This window comes from Candidatus Kryptobacter tengchongensis (assembly GCF_001458555.1).
Taxonomy (GTDB): domain Bacteria; phylum Bacteroidota; class Ignavibacteria; order Kryptoniales; family Kryptoniaceae; genus Kryptonium; species Kryptonium tengchongense.
Genome location: NZ_CZVH01000022.1, coordinates 1 through 24,882, shown reverse-complemented (window position 1 = coordinate 24,882; position 24,882 = coordinate 1). Strand labels below are relative to the sequence as shown.

The following is a 24,882-nucleotide window of genomic DNA, read 5'->3' as shown; positions in this document are numbered from 1 at the left end:
CTAACTCCCTCTCTGTTTTCGCCTCTTCTATATGAAAACTGCGGATAAATTCTATCAAAGAGATTTAAATTGAGTGTGAATTTCCACACTGGAAAACTTCCCTGCGGGTATCTAAACATTCCAACGCCGATCTCAAAATAATTCCCACGTTTCAAATTATATCTGGTTTGGAATATGCCACCATAACCATTGCTTATCTCTTCAATTCTGCCATCAAAAATTTCAACCTTTTCCAGATTTAAACTTATCTCCCAAAATCTGTTAATAAAAATTTTAGATTCAAAAGGATATGTTATCTTCCTGAGCTTATTTGTGTCCCTAAACCATTTCATTTCCCCGATGACATAACTTGAATAATTTTCTTTTATTTCTGCGATTATTTTTCTTGCGATTTGATTTTCTGGCTCAACTTCAAGCAATCTTTCAGCATAATTTTTGGCTTCATCCCATTCACCAGAATAATAGTGCAGATGTATGGCAAGCTCAAGCGCTTCTTTATGATTTGAAAATTTCCTCAAAAATCTTTTAATCTCCGTTCTTGCTTCATCATTTTTATTATTCCACACCAAAAGCTGACAGAGCAACCAGTGATAATTTGAACTATCTGGAAATATGTTAACAAGTTTTCTATAGAGTGGTATCGCTTTCAATTGTTGCTCGTGCCAGACATATTGCTGAGCAAGCTGAGCCATCGTTTCATAGTCGTATGGGTCACGCTCAATAATTTTTTCATAGATCGTAACTGCATCGGTTGCTCTGTTGTTCCAAATATAAAGTTTCGCAAGTGTTTTATAGAAACTAATGCTATCTGGATACATTTGAACAAGTCTTTCATAAATAGATATAGCATCGGCTTGTCTTCCATCCCACAGATACCACTGGGCAAGTTTGGTCAAAGTTTCATGATCAGAGACGCCATTTTTTAAAAGTGTTTCATAAACATTGATGGCACCGGGGACATTCTCAGTCCACAGGTAAAGCTCAGCAAGTCGCTTTGCGATTTTAAAATCGTTTGGTTCACTGTTAAAAAGTTCATTATAAATTTTTATAGCTTTCTCAATTTCTCCATTTGCGATGAAAAATTCCGCCTGCCCTATCCTTTGAGCTTTCTGATCCTGTGGAAAAGTTAAGGTTTGTAGTATTACGATTAAAACCAAGAGTATTTTCTTCATTTTTAAAGTGTTAAGTTTTTAATTTGCCTTAAAACATATTCCCTTATCTCCGAAGGTTTCTTGGGCGGTTTTAGAATCTTCCCGTTCTCAATCACTTTCTCAAGAAGTGGTTTAAATTCTTCATCGTTAAATTTTTTATTTGCTGGTAAAACAATTCTCTCACCGGTTTTCTCATTCACATAAACCTGCTTCTCCCCGGATAACTTTCCACGCTTTGCAATTGGTCTACCTTCAATTTCAACTATATCCATTGCGAAGTCAAGCACGGGAGCGCTACTTATAGTTGTCCCGACCCCATAAGCATCAACAACTTCATTTAGTTGTTTTATAATTTCTTCATCAATTCCACCACTCACAAAAATTTTAACATTTTCAAAACCACGAATATCAAGCTCCCATCTCACCTCTTTTAAGATCGCAAGAAAATTCCCACGCCTTGAACTTGGGGTGTCAAGTCTCACTCCGTAAAGTTTGTTTCCAAGAGCTTCAGCGATGCGAACCGCCTCAAATTTTTCATCTGCAAATGTATCAATCAATGCAATTCTTGGAACTTTGGGGTCAATTATCTCATCAAAGGCTTTTACAGCTTCAAGCGTATCCCCAAAAAGTAAAATTAACGCATGTGGCATTGTCCCGCTTGCTTGGATTCCAAGAAGCTCCGCCCCTATTGGTGTTGCAACTCCATCACAGCCACCAATATACGAGCTTCTATCAATCATCGGCGTTATAGCTGGGTGCATTCGCCTCGCACCAAAATGAACCACAATTTTATCCCCAGCTGCAAGCTTACACCTTGCGGATTTTGTCGCTATCCCAGATGCTTGGCAGATCAAACCAAGAATTGCCGTTTCATAAACTGCGAAATCAAGATACATCCCTTCAATTGTCATCACTGGCTCATTAGCTCTGAAAACAGTCCCCTCCGGCATTGCTTTAACTGTTACAGGCAATCCCTCAAGAAGTGTGAGAACCTCATCCAGCCCGGCAAAAACTCCCCATTGATAATTTCCAGGAAATTTTTTAACAACAAATTCAACCTTGACATATTTATTTATTCCCTTCGCCCTAAGGACATTTATCGCCCTTTCAAAATATATATCCGTAACTTTGCCCGCTTTTATATCTTCAGGATTTGCTATGTTGAACATTCTTCACCTCCGTTTGTTTTAGCTCAAAATATAAACTTTCAATTTCGCCAATATATCTTTCAAAGCTAAACTTTTCACATACTGTTTCCCTTGCCTTCTTTCCAAGCCGTTTTGCCAATTCTTTATTTTCCATCAGAAGTTTTATCTTCTCTGCGAGATCATTATAATCTCCTTTCTCAAAGAACAAACCATTTTCACCATCTGAGATTATATCAAGAAATCCTGCGTTTCTCGTTGCGACAACGGGTAATTGGGTTGACATCGCTTCAACAAGTGAAAGCCCAAACGCTTCTGCGTGAGATGGAGCAACGAAAATATCTATACCGCACAAAACATCATAAACATCTCTTCTGAAACCAGCCCATATCGTCTTATCACCAATCCCGAGTTCATCCTGAAGTTTGCGTAATTTTTTAAAGTAGTCAAGCTCGCCAACGGTTGGTTCGCCTATAATCAACAATCTAACATTTTCAAATTCACCTGCTAAAATTTTAAACGCCTTAAACAATTCCTCGTGCCCTTTCCCCGGGCTAAAGCGACTCACAACCCCTATCACAATTTCATCATCATTAAAACCAAATTCTTTTCTAACCCTTTCCCGAACATCTTCCTTGAAACTAAATTTTTCAACATCAATTCCAGGGTGAATAATTTTCAATTTATCTTTCCCGATAGGTAAATTTTTCAAAATCCCACTTGCTACATCTTCTGAAGGTGCTATCACGGTTTTGATCCTTTTGTAAATAAATCTATGAAATAGATCTTTTTTCTTCACGCCGATGCCTATTTGAGGATCAAAAACCATCTTCGCCTCACCCCTAAACAAAGATAGCGCAAGTGAAATTAACTTAACATCAGACGAGCGGAAAATATGGATGATATCAAAGTTTTTCTTCCTCAACACATTTAAAAAAATCTTTAAGTTCTCAAAAAATCCATCGCCCAACCCGATTATATCAATTTGCTTCCAGCTTTCGCTCAGAGTTTTGTTAATCTCATGATAAAATCTACCCTTGGGATTGCACGCAACAGTTAAGCTATATCCTTTCTCCAACATCTTTCTTATAAGCTTTAACACATTCATCTCAAGTCCACCCCAGCTTATCGTTGATATAACATAGAGGAGATCAAATCTCATCTTGTCTCACTGAAAATTTTATTTACAGAATAGACAAGTCCGACAACAAACCAGAAGATTGTCATAATTTCGGCATCACCAAAGCTCCACTCAAACATCCCGCTTATATGAAATGCAAAGAAAGTCCCAATCCCAGCGAGGATGAAATCCCTTAACAATGGTATTGAGGCAAAATTTTTGTAAAAGATAAACATATCAATTAACATCTTTATGAAAAGTCCGATTAAAATAACGAAACCAACTATGCCGAATAAAACAAGCCACATTATAAAGTTATTGTGAAGATGCCCATGCCTTTCATCAGGAGCTGGATTCGGGCGAAATCTTATGTAAATTTTGTAAAGATCAATATCCCCATAACCAAGCAAAGGTTTATGAGAAAACATCTTAACACCCGTTTTCCACATCATATATCTTGCAACCGTCGTTTCGGATTTTGCAACATCGGATAGATGAGTGTATTTATACTTTAACGGAAAAAAGAGATAAAAAATCACAACAAGGAAAACCCAACCTGAGAAAAAATATCTGTATCTTAAAAGAACGATCACAAGTAATCCAACTGCAAAACCAAACCATGCACTTCTCACAAATGTCAAAAGAAATGTTAAATAAGTTGGAGCCATAAGCAAAAGTATCATTGCTCTTTTCCCAAAATTTATCTCCCTGTCAAGATATAGTGGGAAAAGAAGAAGCAAAGTTATCATTTTTAATTCCCCTGCGGTCATTGAGATTTGAAAAACACCAAGCCAAACGATGTCAACCCGAAGATAATAAACCACAAGCTCAATTATTGAAACAAGCGCAGATACAATCCCGAGCCCAAGTATTGCGTTGTAAATTTTCTTAACATCTTTTAACACAAGTATCGCCATATAAAAAACCATAATCAAAAGCACACGCCTTGAGTGATAGAATGCCTCGGCTCTATACTCGGAAAAAATCGCACTTAAAATTTCAACCGCAACAAATGCAAGCAAAAACAAATCAAGCGATGTCTTCAGATTTTTTATCCTTTCGCGATTTAAGATAATTTTCAAAACAAAAAATAATCCAGCGATTGCAAACGCAATTGACGAAACAGCAATTGAAAAAAACACACTCGCAACTTGAAGGACAAGGAAGGAGTAAATGATTAAATCGTAATTTTTTGAGGAAACAAATTTTTTAAGATCCAATCTTTGTTCACTTTTTATTTTAGTTAAATAAAGTTGCGATGAATGGCGAATCATCTAAAGCGGTGAAACAAACTTTAAAAATTAAACTGCATCTCATAGAGTTTCCTGTAAAGACCGTCCTGTCTTATTAATTCTTCATGCTTTCCTTCTTGAACAATTCTTCCATTCTCAAGCACAATTATTCTATCGGCATTTCTTATCGTTGAAAGTCGGTGCGCTATCACGAAAACGGTTCTATTCTTCATCAACCTTTCAATCGCTTCCTGAACAAGAATTTCAGATTCGGCATCAAGATTGCTTGTTGCCTCATCAAGGATTAAGATCGGTGGATTTTTCAGCAAAGCCCTCGCTATGGAAATCCTCTGCCTTTGCCCTCCAGAAAGTTTCATTCCCCTTTCGCCTATTAAAGTATCATATCCATCTGGGAGTTGCATTATAAAGTCATGGGCATTTGCTGCGATGGCTGCTTCAATTATCTTATCCATCGGGCAATTTTCAAGTCCATAGGCTATATTGTTCTTAACAGTATCATTGAATAATATCGTCTCTTGTGTAACGATCCCGATTTTATCACGCAGTGACTTTATCTTCAGCAATTTTAAATCAATTCCATCAATTAAAATTCTCCCTCTTGTTGGATCATAAAACCTTGGGATTAGATCAACGAGTGTGGATTTTCCAGCACCACTTGGTCCAACAATTGCGAGTATTTCTCCCTTTCTGACTATAAGATTTATATTTTTAAGCACAAAATCCCCGTTACCTTGTACATTGTAAGAGAACCAAACATCATCAAAGACGATCTCATTTTTAAATTCTTTAAGTTCATTGGCATTTTCAACCTCTTTTATCTCTGGTTCAACCTCAAGTATTTCAAAGACACGCCTCGCTGCTGCGGTTGATTCTTGAATTCTGCTGTTTACACTTGTAAGTTCCTTAACAGGTCTCATAATTTGAAAAATTGCAATCAGAAAAGTTAAAAATTCGCTTGCTCTCATCGTCCCAAGTTCAAGAACTTGCATCCCACCATACCAAATTACAACAACACCAGCGATCACACTTAAAAATTCAGTTATTGGAGGTGCAAGATTTCTTACTCTCGTGATTTTAAGCAAGGATTTAAAATATTTCCATGTCTCCCTTTGAAATTTTTTATTCTCAAACTCCTCCATCCCAAATGCCTTCACAACTTTCACACCTGTTATCGTCTCCTGTAAGACAGATGTTATGTCAGCCATTCTTTCTTGTGTCGTCCAACTTTCCTTATGTATCCTCAAACCAAGCTTACTTATAAAGTAAAGAGCAAATGGTAAAACGAGAAGAGACATAAGCGTCAACTGCCAACTCAAAGAAATTGCTATCCCAAGGAAAACAATTATCAAAAGTGGTTCTCTGACAAGGTTCAAAAATGTGGCTGAAATTCCCATATTTATCACCGCAACATCATTGGTTATCCTTGAAATCAAATTCCCCGTCCTTTCCGAGGTAAAATAATCAAGCGAAAGCGTATGAAGATGTCTGTAAACAGCATTCCTTATGTCCTTTATAAGTCCTTGTTCAACATAAGCCATGAAATATGCCTGGAGATACCCAAACACATTTTTAAGGAAAAAAGCAATAACTATGACAAGGCAAATCTTTATCAGCGCCTCCGAATGTGTCCCAGAAAAAACATACTTGAATAGAAATTCAAAAAATTCTCTCTTCACATCGCTCAAAAATCCAGTCCCCGAAGAAGCTCCAAATTTCCCAAGTGCTGACATATAATCTTGCGAAAAAAGAGTCTCAAGGAGAGGAATGGCAAGATAAATTGAAACACCGCTGAAAATTGAAAATAAAATCGTGAATAAAACAGATAAAATAAGATGTTTCCAATAAGGTCGGGCATAGATTAACACCTTTAGGAAAATCTTAAAACTACCATCTGATTTTTTCTTTTCCTTTTGACTTAACATTTTGAATTTCCCATATCTTCATATATGTTTGCAATTTCGTCATAGCATGGTTTAGGGAAACCATTAGCCCATAAATTCCATCCGAGAATCCACGCTTTAAGATGAAGTGGCTCAAAAAAGCAAAAACTGGAACAAAAAGTATATGATACCATCTGACTTTTCTTCCCGACTTTTCTTCGGCGCTTAAACTTGAATAATGATTTATCTTTTCAAAAGTATCAAACAAGTCTATGTGCGTCAGATGTATCAAATGCCCCTTCAAATAACCCACTTTCCCATCAACGACTAATTTCTCGTGAACTTTTCTCGGTGTAATTCTCCCCTTCCCATTTCTAAACAAGCGAAGCTGGTAATTAGGATACCATCCACAGGATTTTATCCATTTATCAAGAAAAAAATTCTTTCTCGGGACATAGAAACCATCGTATTCAGTTTCACCCTTAAGTATATTTTCAATCTCAGATTTTAGCTCCGTTGAAACTCTCTCATCAGCATCTAAACTTAAAACCCAATCACCCGTTGCCTGTTCAATTGCAAATTGTTTTTGATTTGCGTATCCTTCCCATTTTTTTATGAAAATTTTATCCGTATATTTTTTCGCAATTTCAACGGTTTTGTCCTTGCTTTCAGAATCTACGACGATTATCTCATCAGCCCATGCAACGCTTTCAAGACACTCTGCGATGTTTTTTTCTTCGTTCCCAGTAATCACCACAACCGACAATTTTTCCCTTCCACCTTTCATTTTCAAGCGCTGAAGCCTAAAATTTTAGGTATCCCCGAAACGCCATCGGGATTATCATCATTAGTTAATTGTTTCATCTCCATCTTGAAAAGATCATACAGGTAAATTTCTGATTCATTTTCAAAGCCTTTATCAAAAATTATCTGCGTGTCATTTATAAATCTAAAGTTAAAAAATCCACTGCCCGAGCTTATCCTGTAAAGATTTCTTTTTTCAACATCAAAAAAATAAAGTTCGCCAGTTTTAACATTTCTTTTTTCAACCGCCTCGGGAGTTATGTTCACAACTCTAAAAACAAGATACATTCCATCCGGGCTCCACTCCAGCTGTTCTATTTTCCATCTCGTCTCAAAGATCTCAAAATTATTAAAATCACTTGAAACATAAATCTTCTTAACACCCAAAGCCGAATCTTCCTTTATTTCAACTTTTCTTTTTCCATCGGGCGTGCTCAACTTCAAATCAAGAATTTCCTCTGGAAATTCTCCCTTTCTCCAATCATATTCTTTCTCTTTAGTGTAAAGCAAATTTCCATCGGGGTCAAATCCATAAATTTCAAGTTTAAAATTTTCACCTGTTTGATAACCGCCACTTATTCTGTAAACTTCAACGGTATCTCTGTTAAGCCATCTTATCTTAACACTCCATGAATCTTCAAATGTTTTGAGCAATGCTACTTCTCCCGTCGTTATATCAAAAAGATAAATTTTTGGATTTTTCACGCTAAAAAACCCAGCTCCCACAGTCCCTTCAAAATCAGCAGTTTTAAAAAGCGCAATGTTTCCAGCGGGGGAAAACTTTATCTCCCAGACGCCAGAAAATGTATCTGGTAAAACTTTCTCAATTTTATAGTCACTTAAATTAATTCCATAAATCGTCGGGAGCGAATCCCTCTGCGAGATGAAGTAAACATACGGAAGAGAAGATAAAGCATGCGTCACTGGGACTTTTTTAACTTTCCTTTCACATCCAAATGTAAAAGTTAAAAGAACAAGCAAAATGAAAGTTTTAATCTTCACAGGCAATGCTCACAAGTTTATTTTTTACAACCACAATCTTTGATATCTTCTTCCCGCTCAAATACTTCTGAACGCTTGCGTCATTCAGGACAATGTTTTTAAGCGTCTCATCATCAAGATCAATTGGAACTTTAATCCTTGCTCTTACTTTACCATTGACTTGTGCAACAATTGTGACCTCTTCTTCTTTTAATGCGGTTTCATCAGCCTCAATCCATTTACTTCCGACAAACAAACTTTCATTTTCTCCAGAAATTTCCCACAATTCTTCTGCAAGGTGCGGGGCAAGGGGAGCAAGCATTATGATAAATCTCTTTACACAGTGAACAAAAACTTCTTTCGTTAGCTCGTCATAAAGATTTCTATCAAACTCAGAAAGCAGGTTGAAAAGCTCCATAAGTGCTGCAATTGCAGTGTTAAAATTAAATGTGTCAATATCGGTTGTGACTTTCCTTATTGTCTTATGCGTCTTTCTATAAATTGCCTTGGCATAATCACCAAGAAGATCAATTTCATAACTTTCTTTTGGCTTAATGTTTCTTAGCAATTCCTTATTTTCAAGGACAAAATTGTAAACCCTGTTAACAAATCTCCACATTCCATTTATACCCTCATCGCTCCAATCCCCTCCTTCATCATACCTTCCCATAAACATAAGATAAAGCCTAAAAACATCAGAGCCGTATTTACTTACAAAATCATCCGGGTTTACAACATTTCCCCTGCTCTTTGACATTTTCGCTCCTTTGTTCGTAATCGTTCCCTGGTGATATAAACTCAAGAACGGTTCATCAAATTCAAGATAACCTGCATCTCTAAGCGCTTTAGTTATAAACCTTGCATAAAGAAGATGCATTGTTGCGTGCTCCGCTCCACCGACATACTTGTCTACGGGACACCAAATTTTAACGAGTTCTTTATCAAATGGAGCAGTATCAAGATGCGGGGAAAGATACCGGAGATAATACCAGGATGAATCAACAAATGTATCCATTGTATCTGGGTCTCTTTTTGCTGAAGCCCCACACTTCGGGCATGTTGTATTTATAAATTCCTCACATCTTGCAAGTGGTGATTCACCCGTTGGTTTAAAATCTACATTATAAGGAAGTAAAACAGGGAGTTGCTCCTCTGGAACTGGGACTTCGCCACACTTTTCACAATAAACTATTGGGATAGGCGCACCCCAGTATCTTTGCCTTGATATCAGCCAATCACGAAGGCGATACTTAACAGATTTCCTTGCGATTCCTTCTTTGCTTAAATCTTCAACAATTTTCTCCCAAGCTTCCTCAGAACTCATTCCATTATATTTTCCAGAATTTATCATAATCCCAGGCTCAACATAAGCCCTTTCAAGCTCATCCTCAGGATTTGTCCCAGGTTGAAGGATAACTTTTTTAATTGGAAGATTAAATTTTTTCGCAAACTCAAAATCTCTCTCATCATGTGCTGGGACTCCCATAACCGCACCTGTCCCATAATGAATCAAAACATAATCAGCAACCCATATTGGTATTTTTTCCTTCGTTGCCGGATTAATTGCATATGAACCTGTGAATACACCCGTTTTTTCTTTCTCGGTTGATGTTCTTTCTATCTCTGTCTCATGAGCGACGAAATCAAGATACGCTTGGACCTGTTCTCTGTATTCAGGTTTTACAATTTTTTCAACAAGCGGATGCTCTGGTGCAAGGACAACATAAGTTGCACCAAAGATTGTATCAGGTCTGGTCGTGAAAACTGTAAATTTATCACCCGTGTCAGAAACGATGAAATCAATTTCAGCGCCAATGCTTTTCCCAATCCAATTCCTCTGCATAATTTTAGTCTTCTCAGGCCAATCAAGTTTATCAAGATCCTGTAAAAGTTCCTCTGCATATTGAGTAATTTTAAAGAACCACTGTGTTAAAAACTTTCTTACGACTGGAGTTCCACATCTTTCACACGCACCATCAATAACTTGCTCATTGGCAAGCACGGTATTACAACTTGGACACCAGTTCACTGGACCTGGGGCTTTATAGGCGAGTCCCATTTTATAAAGTTGAAGAAAAACCCACTGTGTCCATTTGTAATATTCTGGTTTTGATGTATCTATTTCATAATCCCAATCATACATTGCCCCGATTTGCTTCAATTGCTGGCGAATGACATTTATATTTTGTTGTGTGCTATCATGGGGATGAACACCTGTTTTAATGGCATAATTCTCAGCTGGCAAACCGAAAGCATCATACCCAATTGGTTCAAAAACATCATACCCTTGCATTTTCTTCAACCTCGCCCATGTATCCGTCGGACCATAATTATACCAGTGCCCGATGTGAAGTTTATCGGCAGATGGATAAAGAAACATAACAAGACAGTAAAGTTTTTTCCGTGGGTTTCTTAAATCAATCTTGTAAATTTTCTTTTCCTCCCAGTATTTTTTCCATTTTTCCTCAACTTCCTGAAAAGGATAGCGAATTTGCATTTTTTCAGCTTGCCTCAAAATTTTATTTTTAATTTCAGAGCAAAGACAGTTGAAGTGAATCCTGTTTCTGTGGCGGTTTTCCAAGTTTTCCTTTTTGCTTGAAATAAATCATCGCAGTCTCAATGCTACCAAGTCGCAATCTTTTCTTTAACTCCTCAGGAGTTGCACCATTTTCAACCATTATCATAGCTGCTGTATGTTTGAGCGAGTAAGGAGTCAATTTCCTATTTCTTCCCTTTTTAACACCCGACTTTTTTAAGTGTTCATTTATAATTATTCTTATCCCCTTATTCGTCAATCTCTCGCCCATATTCTTTGGACCAAGGCTCACAAACATCGGCTGATCTGGCTCCACAGGCTGACGCTTGCTCCGGAATGTGAAATAATCATGAAGTGCCTTAACAACATCTTCAGGAACTGGGACAATTTCATCCTTTACATCTTTCCCTTTTCCTTGAACATAAATTATATACTGGTCATTCACAACCTTTAAATCGCCGACATCAGCATTTGAAAGCTCAAGCTCACTCATTGCACATCCGAGCATCATCTTTATCATAGCATAATCTCTATAACCTGCCTCATCTTTTCTCTCAACACTTGAAAGAAGCTGATCTATCTCTTCCCATGTTAAAAATTCCCTGCTATGTGATGTAGGTCTTTTATTCCCAGGGATTCTTTTTGCTGGATTTTTCTCTATAACGCCGATTGTTTTCAGGTATTCGCAGAAGCGCCGCAATGCCGTAAGATAGGTTGATACCGAAACAGGGGAAAGTTTTTTTATATATGTTAGATAATCCCTGTATCTTTGCACATCTTCAACAAGAAAACGAAATTTTTTATCAACCGCAAACCATTTCAAAAACTCACGCAAAGCCCTTGTATAAGTTCCTTTTGTGTCCTCACGCTTATTTGAAAGTTCGTTTGCAAAATTTTCAAAGTGTTGCGTCAATTCTTCAATAGTCATCACAACAGGTTTAAACTCATCCCTTATCATTTCTGAACGGAAACAAATTATTTTTTTAAAATTTACAAATTGGGTCAAAGATTTGCAAGTTGAAAAACTTCATCTTAAATTTCTACCACGAAAAACAAAAACTGGAAGTATTTAAAAAGCCCGAAAAATCTTAAAAATGAATTGGAAATGCCTACAAAGTTCAAACAGAAATTAAAAATTGTCCTGATAATTTTGAGCACTTTTTTCGTCCTTGAATTAACAGCTGGATTTCTCACAAATAGTCTCGCCCTTATATCTGATGCAGGGCATATGCTCACGGACATTTTTGGAGTTATTATAAGCCTGCTCGGATTCAAAATTGCCGAAAATAAACGCACAAAAAACAAAACCTACGGTTTTTACAGAGCCGAAATAATAGCTGCCTTTATCAACGGTATATTGCTTATTCTAATCTCTGGCTATATCCTCATTGAGGCGTTTGAAAGATTGAAAAATCCACCTGTGGTTAAAGGACTTGGAATGCTTCTTATCGCAATCGCTGGATTAATTGCTAACATTATAGCGGGTATTATATTATTTTCTGAACGGAAGAAAAGTTTAAATATGCGTTCTGCTTACCTTCATATCCTTGGAGATACACTTGGCTCAATCGGAGCCATAGGCGCTGGAATAGTGATTGTCGCCACTAAATGGTTTTATGCTGATATAATTGCAAGTTTTCTTATAAGCATCATAATTGTTTATAACTCAATAGGGTTATTGAAAGATTCAATTAATATCTTGATGGAAGGAGTCCCAGCTGATGTTGATATTGATAAAATCGCAGTTGAACTTTTGAAAATACCCGAAATCATGGCTGTGCATGACCTACATATATGGACACTTGCAAGCGGGAAAAATATATTAACCGCCCATGTTAGAGTTAAGGGCGAAATTGACAGGAAGAAATTAAATATCCTGTTAAATGAAATTGAAAACACCATCAAAGAAAACTCAAATATTGAGCATACCACAATTCAGATAGAGCCAGCCACATTTGATGCCGAATTCATAATTTCAAACATAAAAAAACAACAAACAGACTCACTCAAAATTAAATCTAATTGAAACACCGCTAAACCAATTTCGTGGAAGTCCTGGCTCAATATATGCATAGGGAAATTTTCGCTCTGGATTTACAAAAACAGAAGCAATATAACTTTTATTTGTTAAATTATTTATCCCAGCGATAAATGAAATTTGAAATCTCCAAAGGCTAAATCCAACGCCCGCAGAACTATTGATGAGCAAATAATCTTTTACTTCAATCTCGTTCTGATCATCCGCAAAATATCTGCCAACATATAAAACCTCGGTGTTGAAGATAAACGGGTAAATTTCAAGTTTTAAACCTAAATTCCCCCACAGTTTGGGTATCCCTGGAACAAATTTCCCAGAATGGTCTCCAAAGTCGTTTTCATATTTGAGGTATTTTGCACTGATATAAGTAAAAGCAAAATTCAAATCAACCCATTTCTTAAAATCAATTTTACTTCCGAACTCAAAACCATTTCTCTTTGATTCACCAGCTGAGAAAAACCAACTACCATTAGCATATGGCACTATCTCATTTTTAACTTTGATCTGAAAAATTGAAAAGGAATATAAAAGTCCCGAAATGAAAAAATCATTAAAACTTAAAACTCCTTTGAAACCAGATTCAACTGTTTGAGAACTCATCGGTTTGAGGAATGGATTTAAATAAACATTTTTTAATTCAGGTGGTGGATCAACCTCATTAAAGGCAGGGTTTTCAAGTCCACCGCTTAAAGTCAAATAAACAGAATTGCTTTCACTTATTTTGAATAAAACTGAAAGTGATGGGGTAAAATGATTAAAATCAAGGGCATCGTATTGAGTTTCTCTCTTTACCCCAGCAGGATAAATTTCGCTGACATATTTTTGAAAATCATACCGTCCACCAAAACTTAGGAAAATTTTATTTAATGCTTGAAATTCAAACCGTGTAAAAAAACCACCAGAGCGTGCACTTTCCCTTTTATTGGTCCTGAGAGAATCCCCTCTTTCGCCATTTTTCAAGCTATAAAACAAAATCGTGCCATCTTGATATGAGTCATCATAACCGATAAAAATTTTGGGTTTAAAGGGAACATTTTCATTAGAATAGACATAGGTTAAACCTGCGCCCAGAAAATACCGATTGAAATCGCGAAATGTATTTCTCTCCGAACGCTGCAGAACTTTTGGAACAAAATATAACTTCGCATTAAAAGTATGGCTCTGCCCGAAAGAACTTGTCAGATCAATTCCAATTTTCCCAATGCGATTATATCTGCGCTCTCTGCGTTGTAAATAAACCGAATTAGATTTTGATGGATTAGATATAAACTCGTCAAATGTTAGCGGTCCGGGGATATAAAATAGATTTGATGTGAAACCAGTTATGAGTTTTAGATCCACTGGTTTTCCCGCATTTAATCTCAAAACAGAATAAACCTGTCTTTTCCTTGAGGTGCTATTTTCTCTCCAACCGTCAAAATCGGATGAAGTTCCGTAAAAGGTTATTTCCCCATTTTCAAAATTACTTCCAAATTTTAAATTAACTTGAAAAAGCCCGAAGCTTCCAAAAACTGAACTCAACTCAAAAAATGGCTTTACGGGTTTAAATGTTTCAAAGTTAATTATCCCTCCGGAGGCATTTCCAAAAAGGGTTGAAGAGTTTGTGCGTATAATTTCAATCCTTTCAATTGAAAAGATATCAACAAAGTCAAGAGATGTTCTTCCATCAGGTTCTGTTTCTGGGAAGTTATCAATTAAAATTTTGATGCCCCGTACTGTTCCAGCGTTTGACTTATCGCCATAACCACGGGAGCCGAAGCCCCGAACGGTTAATCTAACATCTTGGGCTCCGGCTCTGCTTTGAACAAATACACCAGGGACATTTAAAACATCTGACAACGACAATTTCCTCTTTAAACCAATGTCTTTAAAATCAATTATCGTAACAGCCATAGGCAAATTTAAAATTTCTCCACCTGCACGATAAGCTACAACCTCAACTTCACCAAGATGGTATATCTTTGTCGTATCCTGTTGGACAGAGGAAAAGCAAAACGATACGATAAACGAAATCAAAAGGATAACCAACTCCCTTCCCTTTATTTCTTTTCAATTATAACAGCTGGTATTTCAAGTTCCTTCACAGTACGATTAAATTCAGGTATATCTTTTTCCACAACCTCTTTAAATTTGTTCAGTTGAATATCAAGCCGTCTTGATAAATCATCAAAGACATCGTACATCTGTTTAGGTGGTTTTGAATCAGCGCTTGCAACAGCATTTGCTAATGAAGCAAGTTTTCCGTTTAATTTCACGGGATGATTTAACAGATCTTGAGAGCTTTTCGCTTTGTTTTGCGTTATCTCCCCTTCAATCGCTGTTAATTTTTCTTTCAACTGTTTAACAATTTTCCCGACCTTTTCCTCATTCTTCGTTCCTTTTGCTTTTTCAGCAAAAGCATCAAGCTGTTTTACAATATCTCTGATCATGTTCACCGTCTTATTCGCCTCGCTCAATTTGTCCCTAATTTTTATAAGAAGTTCAAACTGCTCTTTGAACTCTTCATCGGTTGTTTTAATTCTTGGATCTTTTTTAATTTCAAACCACTGTGTTAATGTCTTTCCACCAACAACAAGTTTAACTTGATATTTTCCAGGCACAGCAACAGGACCCCTTGTTGTTCCACCCCAGCTCCAGAAACGAATATCTTTCAAATTCTCTGCATCTGGATAACGCATATCCCAAACGAATCGGTTCATTCCAGCCTCAGCTGGGATCCGTTCCACTCTTGGTCCACCAAAAAACATAGCAAATTCGTCAACAGGTTGTTCCCCCTCGGCTCTTTCTGGCTTACTTGAAAATGATTTTATCAAATTACCTTTTTCATCATAAAATTCAAGTTTAACTTCATCTTTTGGTTTTTCTTTGAAATAATAATAAACAATCACACCATTGGGAGGATTTTGACCAATCGTTGAACCTGGAACTCTAAACCCACCGCCACCACGAATCCTGTAAGCATCTCTTGGCTTGAAAAGATAAATATCTGATTTTGCAATCTCATCGGTAAGCTGATAAAGGGGTGTTAAATCATCTAAAATCCAGAATGAACGACCATGAGTTGCAACAACCAAATCTTTTTCCCTTGGATGAACAGCGATATCGTAAATCGGGGTTATAGGTAAATTAAGTTGCAAAGTTTGCCAGTTTTCACCATCATCAAATGAAACGTAAATTCCAAACTCCGTCCCTGCATAAAGCAAACCTCTTCTATTTGGATCAGCTCTGACAACCCTGGTGAAATGACTGTCGGGAATCCCATTCACAATTTTTTTCCATGTTTTTCCATAATCCGTCGTCTTAAAAATATATGGTTTAAAATCACCAAGTTTATATCTTGTTGCTGCAACATAAGCAGTCCCAGCGTCAAACGGGGATGGTTCTATTATGCTTATCAAGCTCCATTCTGGCAACTCTTTTGGCGTGACATTTTGCCATGTCCTCCCATCATCCGTTGAAACATGAATAAGTCCATCATCCGAACCAGCCCATAAAACTCCTTTTTTGACCGGGGACTCTGCAAAAGCATAAATTGTGCAATAATATTCAGCTGTTGTGTTATCCTTCGTAATAGGTCCACCTGAGGGACCAATCTTTGAAGTATCATTTCTCGTTAAATCCGGGCTTATAATTTCCCAAGTCATCCCCTCATCTTTGCTTCTGAAGACATGATTACCTGTGACATATAAAACATTTGGATCATGTGGAGAAATAACAATCGGGAAAGTCCATTGGAAGCGATATTTGATATCTTTTGCGCCACTTCCAATTGGTGATTCTGGCCAAACGCTGATATTTTTAATTTCTCTTGTTCTTTTATCAAATCTTGTTAAAAGACCGCCATAACTTCCCGTATAAACTATGTTTGGGTCATCAGGTCTGACCGCGATATATCCGCTTTCGCCACCTCCAACAGGGAACCAATCTGTTCTGTCAATTCCAAATCCTGTTGTTCGGCTCGCAATTCCAACAGTAGTGTTATCCTGCTGGGCACCGTAAATAAAATACGGGAACTGGCTATCAACTGTGACATGGTAAAATTGTGCTGTCGGATAATCCTGCTCAGTCCATGTTAAACCACCGTTAAATGTAACTGATGCACCGCCATCGCTTGCGTGAATCATTATATCTGGATTCTTTGGATTTATCCAAAGGTCATGATGATCTACATGAGGTGTTCGGATGATGTTAAATGTTCTTCCGCCATCAATTGATTTTAAGAATTGAACATTCAAAACATAAACAACATCTGGATTTTTAGGGTCTGCAAAAACATGCATATAATAGAAAGGTCTTTCCCACAAACGTTTATCGTCGTTCACCTTTCTCCAAGTTGCCCCACCATCTTCCGATTTAAATAGCCCACCATTTTCAGCTTCAACGAGTGCCCAAACAAGCCCAGGTTTTGCTGGCGATACCGCAATGCCAATTTTCCCCTTTATGCCTCTTGGAAATCCCGGATTATTTGAAATCTCAAACCAAGTTTCACCACCATCAGTTGATTTCCAAAGCCCGCTCCCGGGTCCACCACTTGAAAGCGACCAGAAGTTTCTATAAACTTCCCACATTGATGCATATACTACGCGCGGATTTGTTGGATCAATTACGAGATCAACCGCGCCCGTCTTTTCATCTTTGTAGAGAACTTTTCTCCATGTTTTCCCACCATCTGTTGATTTATAAACCCCACGATCTGGTGATGAAGCAAAGGGATTTCCAAGAGCAGCTACAAAGACTACGTCCGCATCTTTGGGATGAACACGAATTTTTGATATGACTTTTGTCTCCGCAAGCCCGATATGTTTCCAAGTTTTCCCAGCATCTTCCGACTTATAAACGCCATCTCCGATTATTATGTTGTTTCTCAAACAAGACTCACCCATTCCCACATAAATTACATTTGGATCTGATTCAGCAACCGCAATTGCTCCAACGGAGCTTGATTTAAAGAATCCATCAGAAACATTAATCCATGTGATCCCACCATCTACCGTTTTCCACACCCCTCCACCAGTAGCACCGAAATAGTAAGTTAAAGGTTGCTCTGGATGACCCGCCACCGCAATAGAACGCCCACCTCTAAATGGACCTATCTCGCGCCATTGCATCGCCCGATATAAACTCGTGTCATATTTAAATATCGTTGGCTTTGCAACTGGCGCAACTCTCCTCTGGGGGAAAACCTCTGAAATAAAAGCAAAAACTACCAGGGCGGTAAGAAGTAATCTTGTAAATTTCATTTCTAATGCCTCAACTTTGTTTGGAATGGAATCTTCAAATAATTTTGACGAAAACGAAAAAGCAAAATGTTCCCCCTAAGATTCAAATTCCAAATCTAAACAAAATCACATCGCCATCTTGAATTACATATTCCCTTCCTTCAAATTTAATAAGTCCATGTTCACGAAGAGCATGCTCTGATCCATACTTAACGAGCTCGTCCCACCGCATGATCTCAGCTTTTATAAACCCTTTTTGAAAATCAGAATGAATTTTTCCCGCTGCTTCATAAGCTGTTGTCCCCCTTTTTACCGCCCAAGCCCTCACTTCATTCTCATTGCCCGTAAAGAAAGTTATAAGATCAAGTATCTCATAACCCGCCTTTATCACCTTATTCAATCCAGGTTCATCAACTCCAAGTTCCTTTAAAAACTCCCCCCTTTCCTCCTCGGATAATTGAGCAAGCTCAGCCTCAAGTTTTGCACATATAACAACCACTGGCACTCCTTCACGCTCGGCAATTTTTCTAACTTCATCAACATACTTGTTCCCATTTATCCCTGCTTCATCAACATTTGCAACATAAATAAATTTTTTGTTTGTCAAAAGATGAAGTTCATCAATTAACATCTTATCCTCTGCGTGATAATGGAATGAGCTCGCAAATTTCCCTTCGTTTAAATGTGAAAGCAAATTTTCATAAACAGAAAGATAGTGCTGTGCTCTCTTATCCCCGCTCCTTGCAACATTTTTGATTTTTTCAATCCTCTTTTGAACCGTTTCAATATCTTTCAAAATTAACTCCATTTCAACCACTTCAATATCGCGCGCTGGATTAATATCCCCATTGACATGTGCTACATTTTCATCCTCAAAACATCTAACAATATGAATTATGGCATCAACTTCACGGATATGTGCAAGAAATTGATTCCCAAGCCCCTCGCCCTTGCTTGCACCCCTAACAAGACCAGCAATATCAACGAACTCAATCACCGCAGGCGTAATACCACGCTTGGGTTTAAAAACCTTCTCAAGCTGATTAAGCCTTTCATCTGGAACAGGAACAATACCAACATTGGGATCAATCGTACAAAAAGGGTAATTTTCAGCTGGAACATTTGAAGATGTGAGAGCATTGAAAAGCGTTGACTTGCCAACATTTGGCAAGCCAACTATACCGCATTTAAATCCCATAAAAGTTCTTTATCTGAAATTTTCAATAGTTCTCCTCATCATCAAAATAATCTTCATCATCAATCTCCCTGGGTATGTCAATATCTGATCTCTTAGACCCCTCTATCTTCACACCACGCATTATCTCTGAAAGAAATGAAAGATACGCCCTCGGGTCATGCTTTGACATCTGAATCTTTATCGTATCAACCAACTCTTCAATGGCATTAACAATATCCTTATCAGAGTAATTAAGCTCATTTTCCTCAATATGCTCACCTACCCTTGAGATGATATTCCAATGAATTATATCAGAATCCTCAACCAACTCATCCCGCATCTCCTGAAACAGAGTTTCAAATGATTTAGATTTTATTAAATGTGTTAACTCCTTAAGAGAAGAAACAAGATAATCATCCGTTAACCTATCCCCTTGATTCTCAAAAATTTTATCAACCTCATAAATAGCATATTCAATCACAGGCAAAATTTCAATTGATTTTTCGTTTAACTCCTTGAACTTCCTCGTCTTACGCTCAGGGCTTTTTCTCTTGCTCTTTTCCTCAGAGGATTTTTTCGTTCTTCTTGCCATAAATCTTTCACACCTCGGAATATAAATTTTAATTTCGGTGAGAATTTAATCACTTTTTGAGATATTCAAAAAATTTTTTTACCTATCAATGTATTATCACCAAATCCAGCAAAAGCTTCAGCCCCTGGTCCAAAGGCAAAAACTGGCACCATTACCCCAGTGTGGTCTTTCGTTACAAATTTTCCCTCAACTTTCTTATCATTTACCGAACCATCAACAAGAGCATAACCTCCCGTTTCATGGTCTGCTGTGACCACAACGAGCGTATTTCCGTCCCTTTGAGCGAAGTCAAGCGCAACTCCAACCGCATCGTCAAAATCAGCTACTTCCCTTAATATCTGCTCGCTGTTATTATCATGACCAGCCCAATCAATTTGCGAACCTTCAACCATAAGGAAAAAACCGTCTTTATCCTTTGATAAAAATTCAATTGCTTTTTTCGTCATCTCCGCAAGTGTTGGCTTTCTATCAGGTGCATAAGGAGGATGATTTTCAGCAAACAAACCGATCAATTTATTAACTTTACTCATATCAAGATTATAAAATTCTTCCGGCTTTGAAATATAAACATACCCCCGTTTTTTCAGCGTGTCAATTAAATTTTGCCCATCCGTTCTCCTTCCGCCTTCTGATTTTGGCAGAAACCACCCCCATCCCGCTCCAAGATAAATGTCAGTATTTGCTTCCTTTGCGATTTGCTCAGCGATTTCAATTTGCATATTTCTATTAGGAACATGAGCAACAAAAGCAGCTGGAGTTGCATGTGTTATAGCACAAACAACCACAACCCCCGTTGACTTACCAATTTCATTCGCATATTCAAGCACTGTCTTCCTTCTCTCACCGTTGCAGTCAACCCCGATTGCAACATTTTTTGTTTTATAACCAGTGCTCATCGCCGTAGCCGAAGCCCCGGAATCAGTAACATATCTGTCGCATGAATATGTCGTTAAAAGCCCAACAATTTTCATTCTCTCAAGGTTTAACAAACCTTTATAAGTTTTACCTGCACTTATCTGCGCTAATCCCATTCCATCTCCGATCATCAAAATTATATTTTTAGGTTTTATCAACTGCTGGGCATATAAATTCAACGCAAAAATTAATAGAATGAAGAACAAAAGTTTAATTTTTTTCATTTCACTTCTCATTTTGTTTTTGAAGTAAAAGATCACAATAGGAAACCTTTATAAAATCTCCCTGTTTCAACTCAAACTTATTCATTAAAAATTGCATCAAATTCTTAACTTGTTTCTCATCATCGTTATAAATTACTTCAAACTCAATAAAATTTCCAAGCCCAGGGATATTATCAATGTGAATTCTCGCATTTTTAAAAATGTAAACCTTCCTTCTTTTCTCAACAATAACTTTAACCCCTAAAGCTTTTACAAGCAAATTTTTTAAACTCTCCGATTCACTCAATCTAACGATCTCGTAATCACTCCATCTTTCAAAGCCATCTTCAGCCCTGTTATAAAAAATAAGCTCTGAAATCCCAGAGTCAAACTCCCTTAACTTCAACCTTCCATTTTTAACATTGAAATAAGTATCAACTTGAAAGAACTCGCCTTCAAAACTTGCCCCTATTTCCATAGCAATTTTTTCAAATAAAGCGAGGTCATTTATCTTTGCTTTGATTTCTAAATTTCTTGACATACCCAAGGAAAATTCTTTATTTTAATAACGAAACTTTCTGAACTTTTGAGAAAACAACCCTTCCATCTTTAAATGCCTCCATCCTACACAAATAAACACCGCTTGACACCTCACGACCACTTTCATCTTTTCCATCCCAATAAATTTGATATGTGCCAATCTGATGCAATTTAGAAATAATCTTTTTAACTTCTCTACCCATGAGATCAAAAATCCTTATATCAACAAAAGATAATTCAGGAACAGTATATTTGAAATTAACAACCAAATTAAATGGATTTGGGTATCCTGGGAATATCTCATACTCTGTCGCTACCCATTCAGCAAAAACTTTCGTTATAACTGAATTTGATGGCTGACTTTCGTTTTTTAACCTATCAAGGGATGTCACAACATAGGTATAAATTTTTGAGGTATCAGGTATTTTATCATTGTAAATGTTGACAGATAAAGCAGATGGAACAATAGCGACTATATTTGCTGGATTATTGATATCAACAGTTAAATCACCTTCACTTCTATAGATGACATAATAGACTGGTTTCTCCCCATCGCTTGCTGGTTCTGGATTAAACCACACAAGTTGCCAAATATCAGAGGTGATTTTTCTTATCAGCAGTCCCACCGGTGGATTAGGTGGTATGTTATCTTTCCAGGGCATTGGAGGGGGAATTGAGAATGTTTTATACCGATCCGAGCTCAATGAATCAAGATAACTTCTCGCATTTTCATATCTGACATTTTCATATCTGAAAATTATGTTCCCCTTTGTCATTATGCTTCTTGTAAAGTTTATCTCCGCTGAAATTTCACTATAAGGATTATCCCCATAAATTCCGATATAAACATGTCTATCATACATATTTGCGTTCCAATCTTGTGCTATAACTCTGAAATCGTATTCTGAAGCGATATCCCAGTAAACTTGTGGTGCGTGATAGTCAATAATTCCAAGCTGAGCCCATTTTCTCGGGTCACTTCTCCCATCACGATAAATGTCAAAAAATGCTTGATTTATCGGAAGACGCCAACCTTGATAAATACCTGGAGTTGTAGATCCAACCTTTACCCATGGTTTTAATTTTTTAACAGTATCATAAACTGCCCTTACAAATCTTTCAATTGAAAGCCTGGCGAAATCATCTCTTGATAAACCATATGGATTTCCATTCACAACATCGCTCCTGTCGGAAAAATAATAATTAAAAGAATCACCATAAGTATATGCCCCTGGGAAACGAATGTAATCAAAATGAATGGCATCTATATCGTAGTTTTTAACGAGCTCAACAACTACGCTTACAAGATAATTTCTAACAAATGGATTTGCGGGATCAAGCCAGATCAGTTTATGATTATTAGATGTGATCAACCACTCGCCTGAAGAATTTTTTGCAAAAAGTTTTGTGTTCCACCGATTGTTTTCATCAATTGCGATATGCCTTGGCTGTGAAACGGCAAGTCGGTAACTCGTATCAGGTAAGGTTAAAAGGTTATAGACATTTAGCCAAGCGTGAACTTCAATTCCATATTGCTTTGCTTTTTGAATGAGATATTTCAATGGATCGTAAAATTGTGGAGGATCTTCTTTTGTTCCTGGAGGTGTGCCGAGATTTGGATAAAGCGTTCCATCTTGATCAACCATCAAAGGTGATGTAAGATATGAAGCCCAGGGGACTATGTTTGACTCATAATATGCTTGTCCTCTTGAAAGCACTTGAAAGACAATCGCGTTAAATTTCCCTGCTCTGGCAACATCAACAATTCTATCAAGTTCTTGTTTTTGCTCACTTGCTCTTGTTGAAAGGGGAAAATCAAGTCTACTCGTTGCAACCCATAAACCCCGAAATTCAAACTTCGGCTGAGCAAGAAGTGAAAATGAAATTAACAACGATAAAATGGTATAAATGTGCTTCATCAAAATTTGAAAATTTTATTTTTAAAACCGTTTAAATTTAATCCCAACATCCCAATCTTTGCAAGAGGAAGGGTAAAAACTAAACAAACTTTTTCAAGTCATCAAAGAATTTATCTATTTTTTTAACTTTATCACTCTCTTCAATCTTATCATCAGTTATTACATAAGTGCAATCTATGTCTATTTCAGCTATCGCTCTGCCTTTCTTCGCAGGTTCTTTCAATTTTAAATCTTTATCTTCATCAAGAGTTATAAATAAAACTTTTATATTTCTTGTCACATTGCCTTGCTTCAGTTTTATACTCCAGTAAGCAGTTTGAGCAATTCTCTCACGTAAAGTTGCTTTTGAAGATATTACCGCAATGGGTTTACACTCTTTGGGGTCATATATTATTAAGTCAGCGTCAGGTAAATGTAAACCAAATTCTCCGTAGTCAATAGCTAATTTTCGCTTTACTAATGATAAGCACTCCCCCAATTTATCATCTCTTGCTTTTTCAAGTGGTCTTCCCTTCTCTACTTCTAATCCTGCCTTTTTAATCTCCTCAATTATATAACCTAATATCACATCTTCCAAAAAATTCCCCTTAAATGGTTTCCATGATTGTTCAGCATCCTTTATTTTATACTTTTTAATTTTGGATAAATACTTACGGCGAGCATCATTAAGGATTAAAGATAAATCATTTAACCCACGCTTTTTGATCTCTTCCAAAATTTGTTTTTTCAACTTATCAGTAAATTGCTTCTTATCTTTCATAATACCCCCACTTTATCTTGACTTTCTTATCCTTCCTCGCCTGAGTTTTTCTCACGATGATAAGATATTTAAATCCCCTTAAGTAAAAGTTATGTTTGATTGCCTGACTGTGCCAAAATGGTGTATTTGAGGACTGATTCCGCCTTACAACGCAAATGACATCAACCGGCTCAAAGTATTTCGTCAACCTCTCGTAAACCTTAAAACCAACAGGAATAAAAATTCCCTTTGCCCATTGGTCTCCAATAAGCCACGCTAAAATTTTCTCATCCTTTAAAACTCTATGGCACTCAACCATCACCTTCTCAAGCTCATCGTAAAACTTATCTTCACTTGCGGGTATATGCCCGATATTTAGAGGATGGTCATTATATTTTATATTGTCTCCATATGGTGAATCAATGAAAATCATATCAACCGAATTATCTTTCAAAGGAAGATTTCTTGCATCTGCTTGAATGATATCAGACCTGGTTGGAACAATATCAAAGGCGATAACCTTTCGCTTTTCTTCCTTGCAAACATCAATCGTAGTTCCTGAACCAGCCATAGGGTCACAAACTAAATCCCCAGGTTCAGTGTATCTGTGAATTAAATTATAGATTATAAATGCCGGGGTTACGCCTGGATATTTATTATCGCCCTTTGG

At 37.1% G+C, this 24,882-nt stretch carries 19 protein-coding genes; 1 reads left to right on the top strand and 18 read right to left on the bottom strand.

What is annotated here, in order from left to right:
- The 9 genes from AT685_RS02045 to AT685_RS02005 all read right to left on the bottom strand — a co-directional run.
- The coding region (locus tag AT685_RS02045) for a tetratricopeptide repeat protein (RefSeq protein ID WP_143713075.1) at window positions 1–1,172 on the bottom strand (1,172 nt) is incomplete at its 3' end.
- Window positions 1,173–1,174: 2 nt separating this feature from the next.
- A complete protein-coding gene (locus AT685_RS02040; RefSeq protein ID WP_072150881.1) occupies window positions 1,175–2,320 on the bottom strand; it encodes a nicotinate phosphoribosyltransferase in 1,146 nt (381 codons plus the stop codon).
- Entirely contained in the window at window positions 2,298–3,458 is a 1,161-nt protein-coding gene (locus AT685_RS02035) for a glycosyltransferase family 4 protein (RefSeq protein ID WP_072151339.1), read from the bottom strand. Before AT685_RS02035 ends, AT685_RS02040 begins: the two co-directional genes overlap by 23 nt.
- Window positions 3,455–4,636, bottom strand: a complete 1,182-nt coding sequence (locus tag AT685_RS02030) for an O-antigen ligase family protein (RefSeq protein ID WP_159420454.1) — start codon at window positions 4,634–4,636, stop codon at window positions 3,455–3,457. Before AT685_RS02030 ends, AT685_RS02035 begins: the two co-directional genes overlap by 4 nt.
- 74 nt (window positions 4,637–4,710) lie before the next feature.
- Window positions 4,711–6,591 (bottom strand): ABC transporter ATP-binding protein, encoded by a 1,881-nt coding sequence (locus tag AT685_RS02025; RefSeq protein WP_072151337.1) that lies wholly within the window; start codon window positions 6,589–6,591, stop codon window positions 4,711–4,713.
- Window positions 6,554–7,336, bottom strand: coding sequence for a glycosyltransferase family 2 protein (locus tag AT685_RS02020; protein WP_072151341.1), 783 nt, complete (start codon window positions 7,334–7,336; stop codon window positions 6,554–6,556). The genes AT685_RS02025 and AT685_RS02020 overlap by 38 nt, the downstream gene beginning before the upstream one ends.
- Before the next feature lie 2 nt (window positions 7,337–7,338).
- A complete protein-coding gene (locus tag AT685_RS02015; protein ID WP_072151336.1) occupies window positions 7,339–8,355 on the bottom strand; it encodes a TolB-like translocation protein in 1,017 nt (338 codons plus the stop codon).
- A complete protein-coding gene (leuS, locus tag AT685_RS02010; protein ID WP_072151335.1) occupies window positions 8,345–10,831 on the bottom strand; it encodes a leucine--tRNA ligase in 2,487 nt (828 codons plus the stop codon). Before leuS ends, AT685_RS02015 begins: the two co-directional genes overlap by 11 nt.
- 34 nt (window positions 10,832–10,865) lie before the next feature.
- A complete protein-coding gene (locus AT685_RS02005) occupies window positions 10,866–11,828 on the bottom strand; it encodes a tyrosine-type recombinase/integrase (protein ID WP_072151334.1) in 963 nt (320 codons plus the stop codon).
- A 147-nt stretch (window positions 11,829–11,975) separates the two neighbouring features.
- On the opposite strand from AT685_RS02005, the gene AT685_RS02000 reads away from it, so the two are divergent.
- Window positions 11,976–12,896 (top strand): cation diffusion facilitator family transporter, encoded by a 921-nt coding sequence (locus tag AT685_RS02000; protein WP_072151333.1) that lies wholly within the window; start codon window positions 11,976–11,978, stop codon window positions 12,894–12,896.
- Here the strand turns inward: AT685_RS02000 and AT685_RS01995 are convergent.
- The 9 genes from AT685_RS01995 to AT685_RS01955 all read right to left on the bottom strand — a co-directional run.
- Complete coding sequence (locus AT685_RS01995) at window positions 12,873–14,936, bottom strand: TonB-dependent receptor (RefSeq protein WP_143713074.1); 2,064 nt, start codon at window positions 14,934–14,936, stop codon at window positions 12,873–12,875. The genes AT685_RS02000 and AT685_RS01995 overlap by 24 nt on opposite strands.
- An 11-nt stretch (window positions 14,937–14,947) precedes the next feature.
- Window positions 14,948–18,148, bottom strand: coding sequence for a VPS10 domain-containing protein (locus AT685_RS01990; protein WP_072151331.1), 3,201 nt, complete (start codon window positions 18,146–18,148; stop codon window positions 14,948–14,950).
- 82 nt (window positions 18,149–18,230) lie between these two features.
- Window positions 18,231–19,325 carry a redox-regulated ATPase YchF gene (gene ychF, locus AT685_RS01985; protein ID WP_072151330.1) on the bottom strand — a complete coding sequence of 365 codons (1,095 nt, stop codon included), beginning with the start codon at window positions 19,323–19,325 and terminating at the stop codon, window positions 18,231–18,233.
- 22 nt (window positions 19,326–19,347) lie between these two features.
- Entirely contained in the window at window positions 19,348–19,896 is a 549-nt protein-coding gene (locus tag AT685_RS01980; protein WP_072151329.1) for a hypothetical protein, read from the bottom strand.
- Window positions 19,897–19,961: 65 nt separating this feature from the next.
- Window positions 19,962–21,035, bottom strand: coding sequence for an alkaline phosphatase (locus tag AT685_RS01975; protein ID WP_072151340.1), 1,074 nt, complete (start codon window positions 21,033–21,035; stop codon window positions 19,962–19,964).
- Window position 21,036: 1 nt separating this feature from the next.
- Complete coding sequence (locus AT685_RS01970; protein WP_072151328.1) at window positions 21,037–21,555, bottom strand: class IV adenylate cyclase; 519 nt, start codon at window positions 21,553–21,555, stop codon at window positions 21,037–21,039.
- 16 nt (window positions 21,556–21,571) lie between these two features.
- The gene (locus AT685_RS01965; protein ID WP_081040534.1) at window positions 21,572–23,473 is read right to left on the bottom strand and encodes a family 10 glycosylhydrolase; all 1,902 of its coding nucleotides are present in this window, start codon (window positions 23,471–23,473) and stop codon (window positions 21,572–21,574) included.
- A gap of 79 nt (window positions 23,474–23,552) precedes the next feature.
- A complete protein-coding gene (locus AT685_RS01960) occupies window positions 23,553–24,233 on the bottom strand; it encodes a BsaWI family type II restriction enzyme (protein ID WP_072151326.1) in 681 nt (226 codons plus the stop codon).
- The coding region (locus AT685_RS01955; protein ID WP_143713073.1) for a TRM11 family SAM-dependent methyltransferase at window positions 24,223–24,882 on the bottom strand (660 nt) is incomplete at its 5' end. The genes AT685_RS01960 and AT685_RS01955, both read right to left, overlap by 11 nt.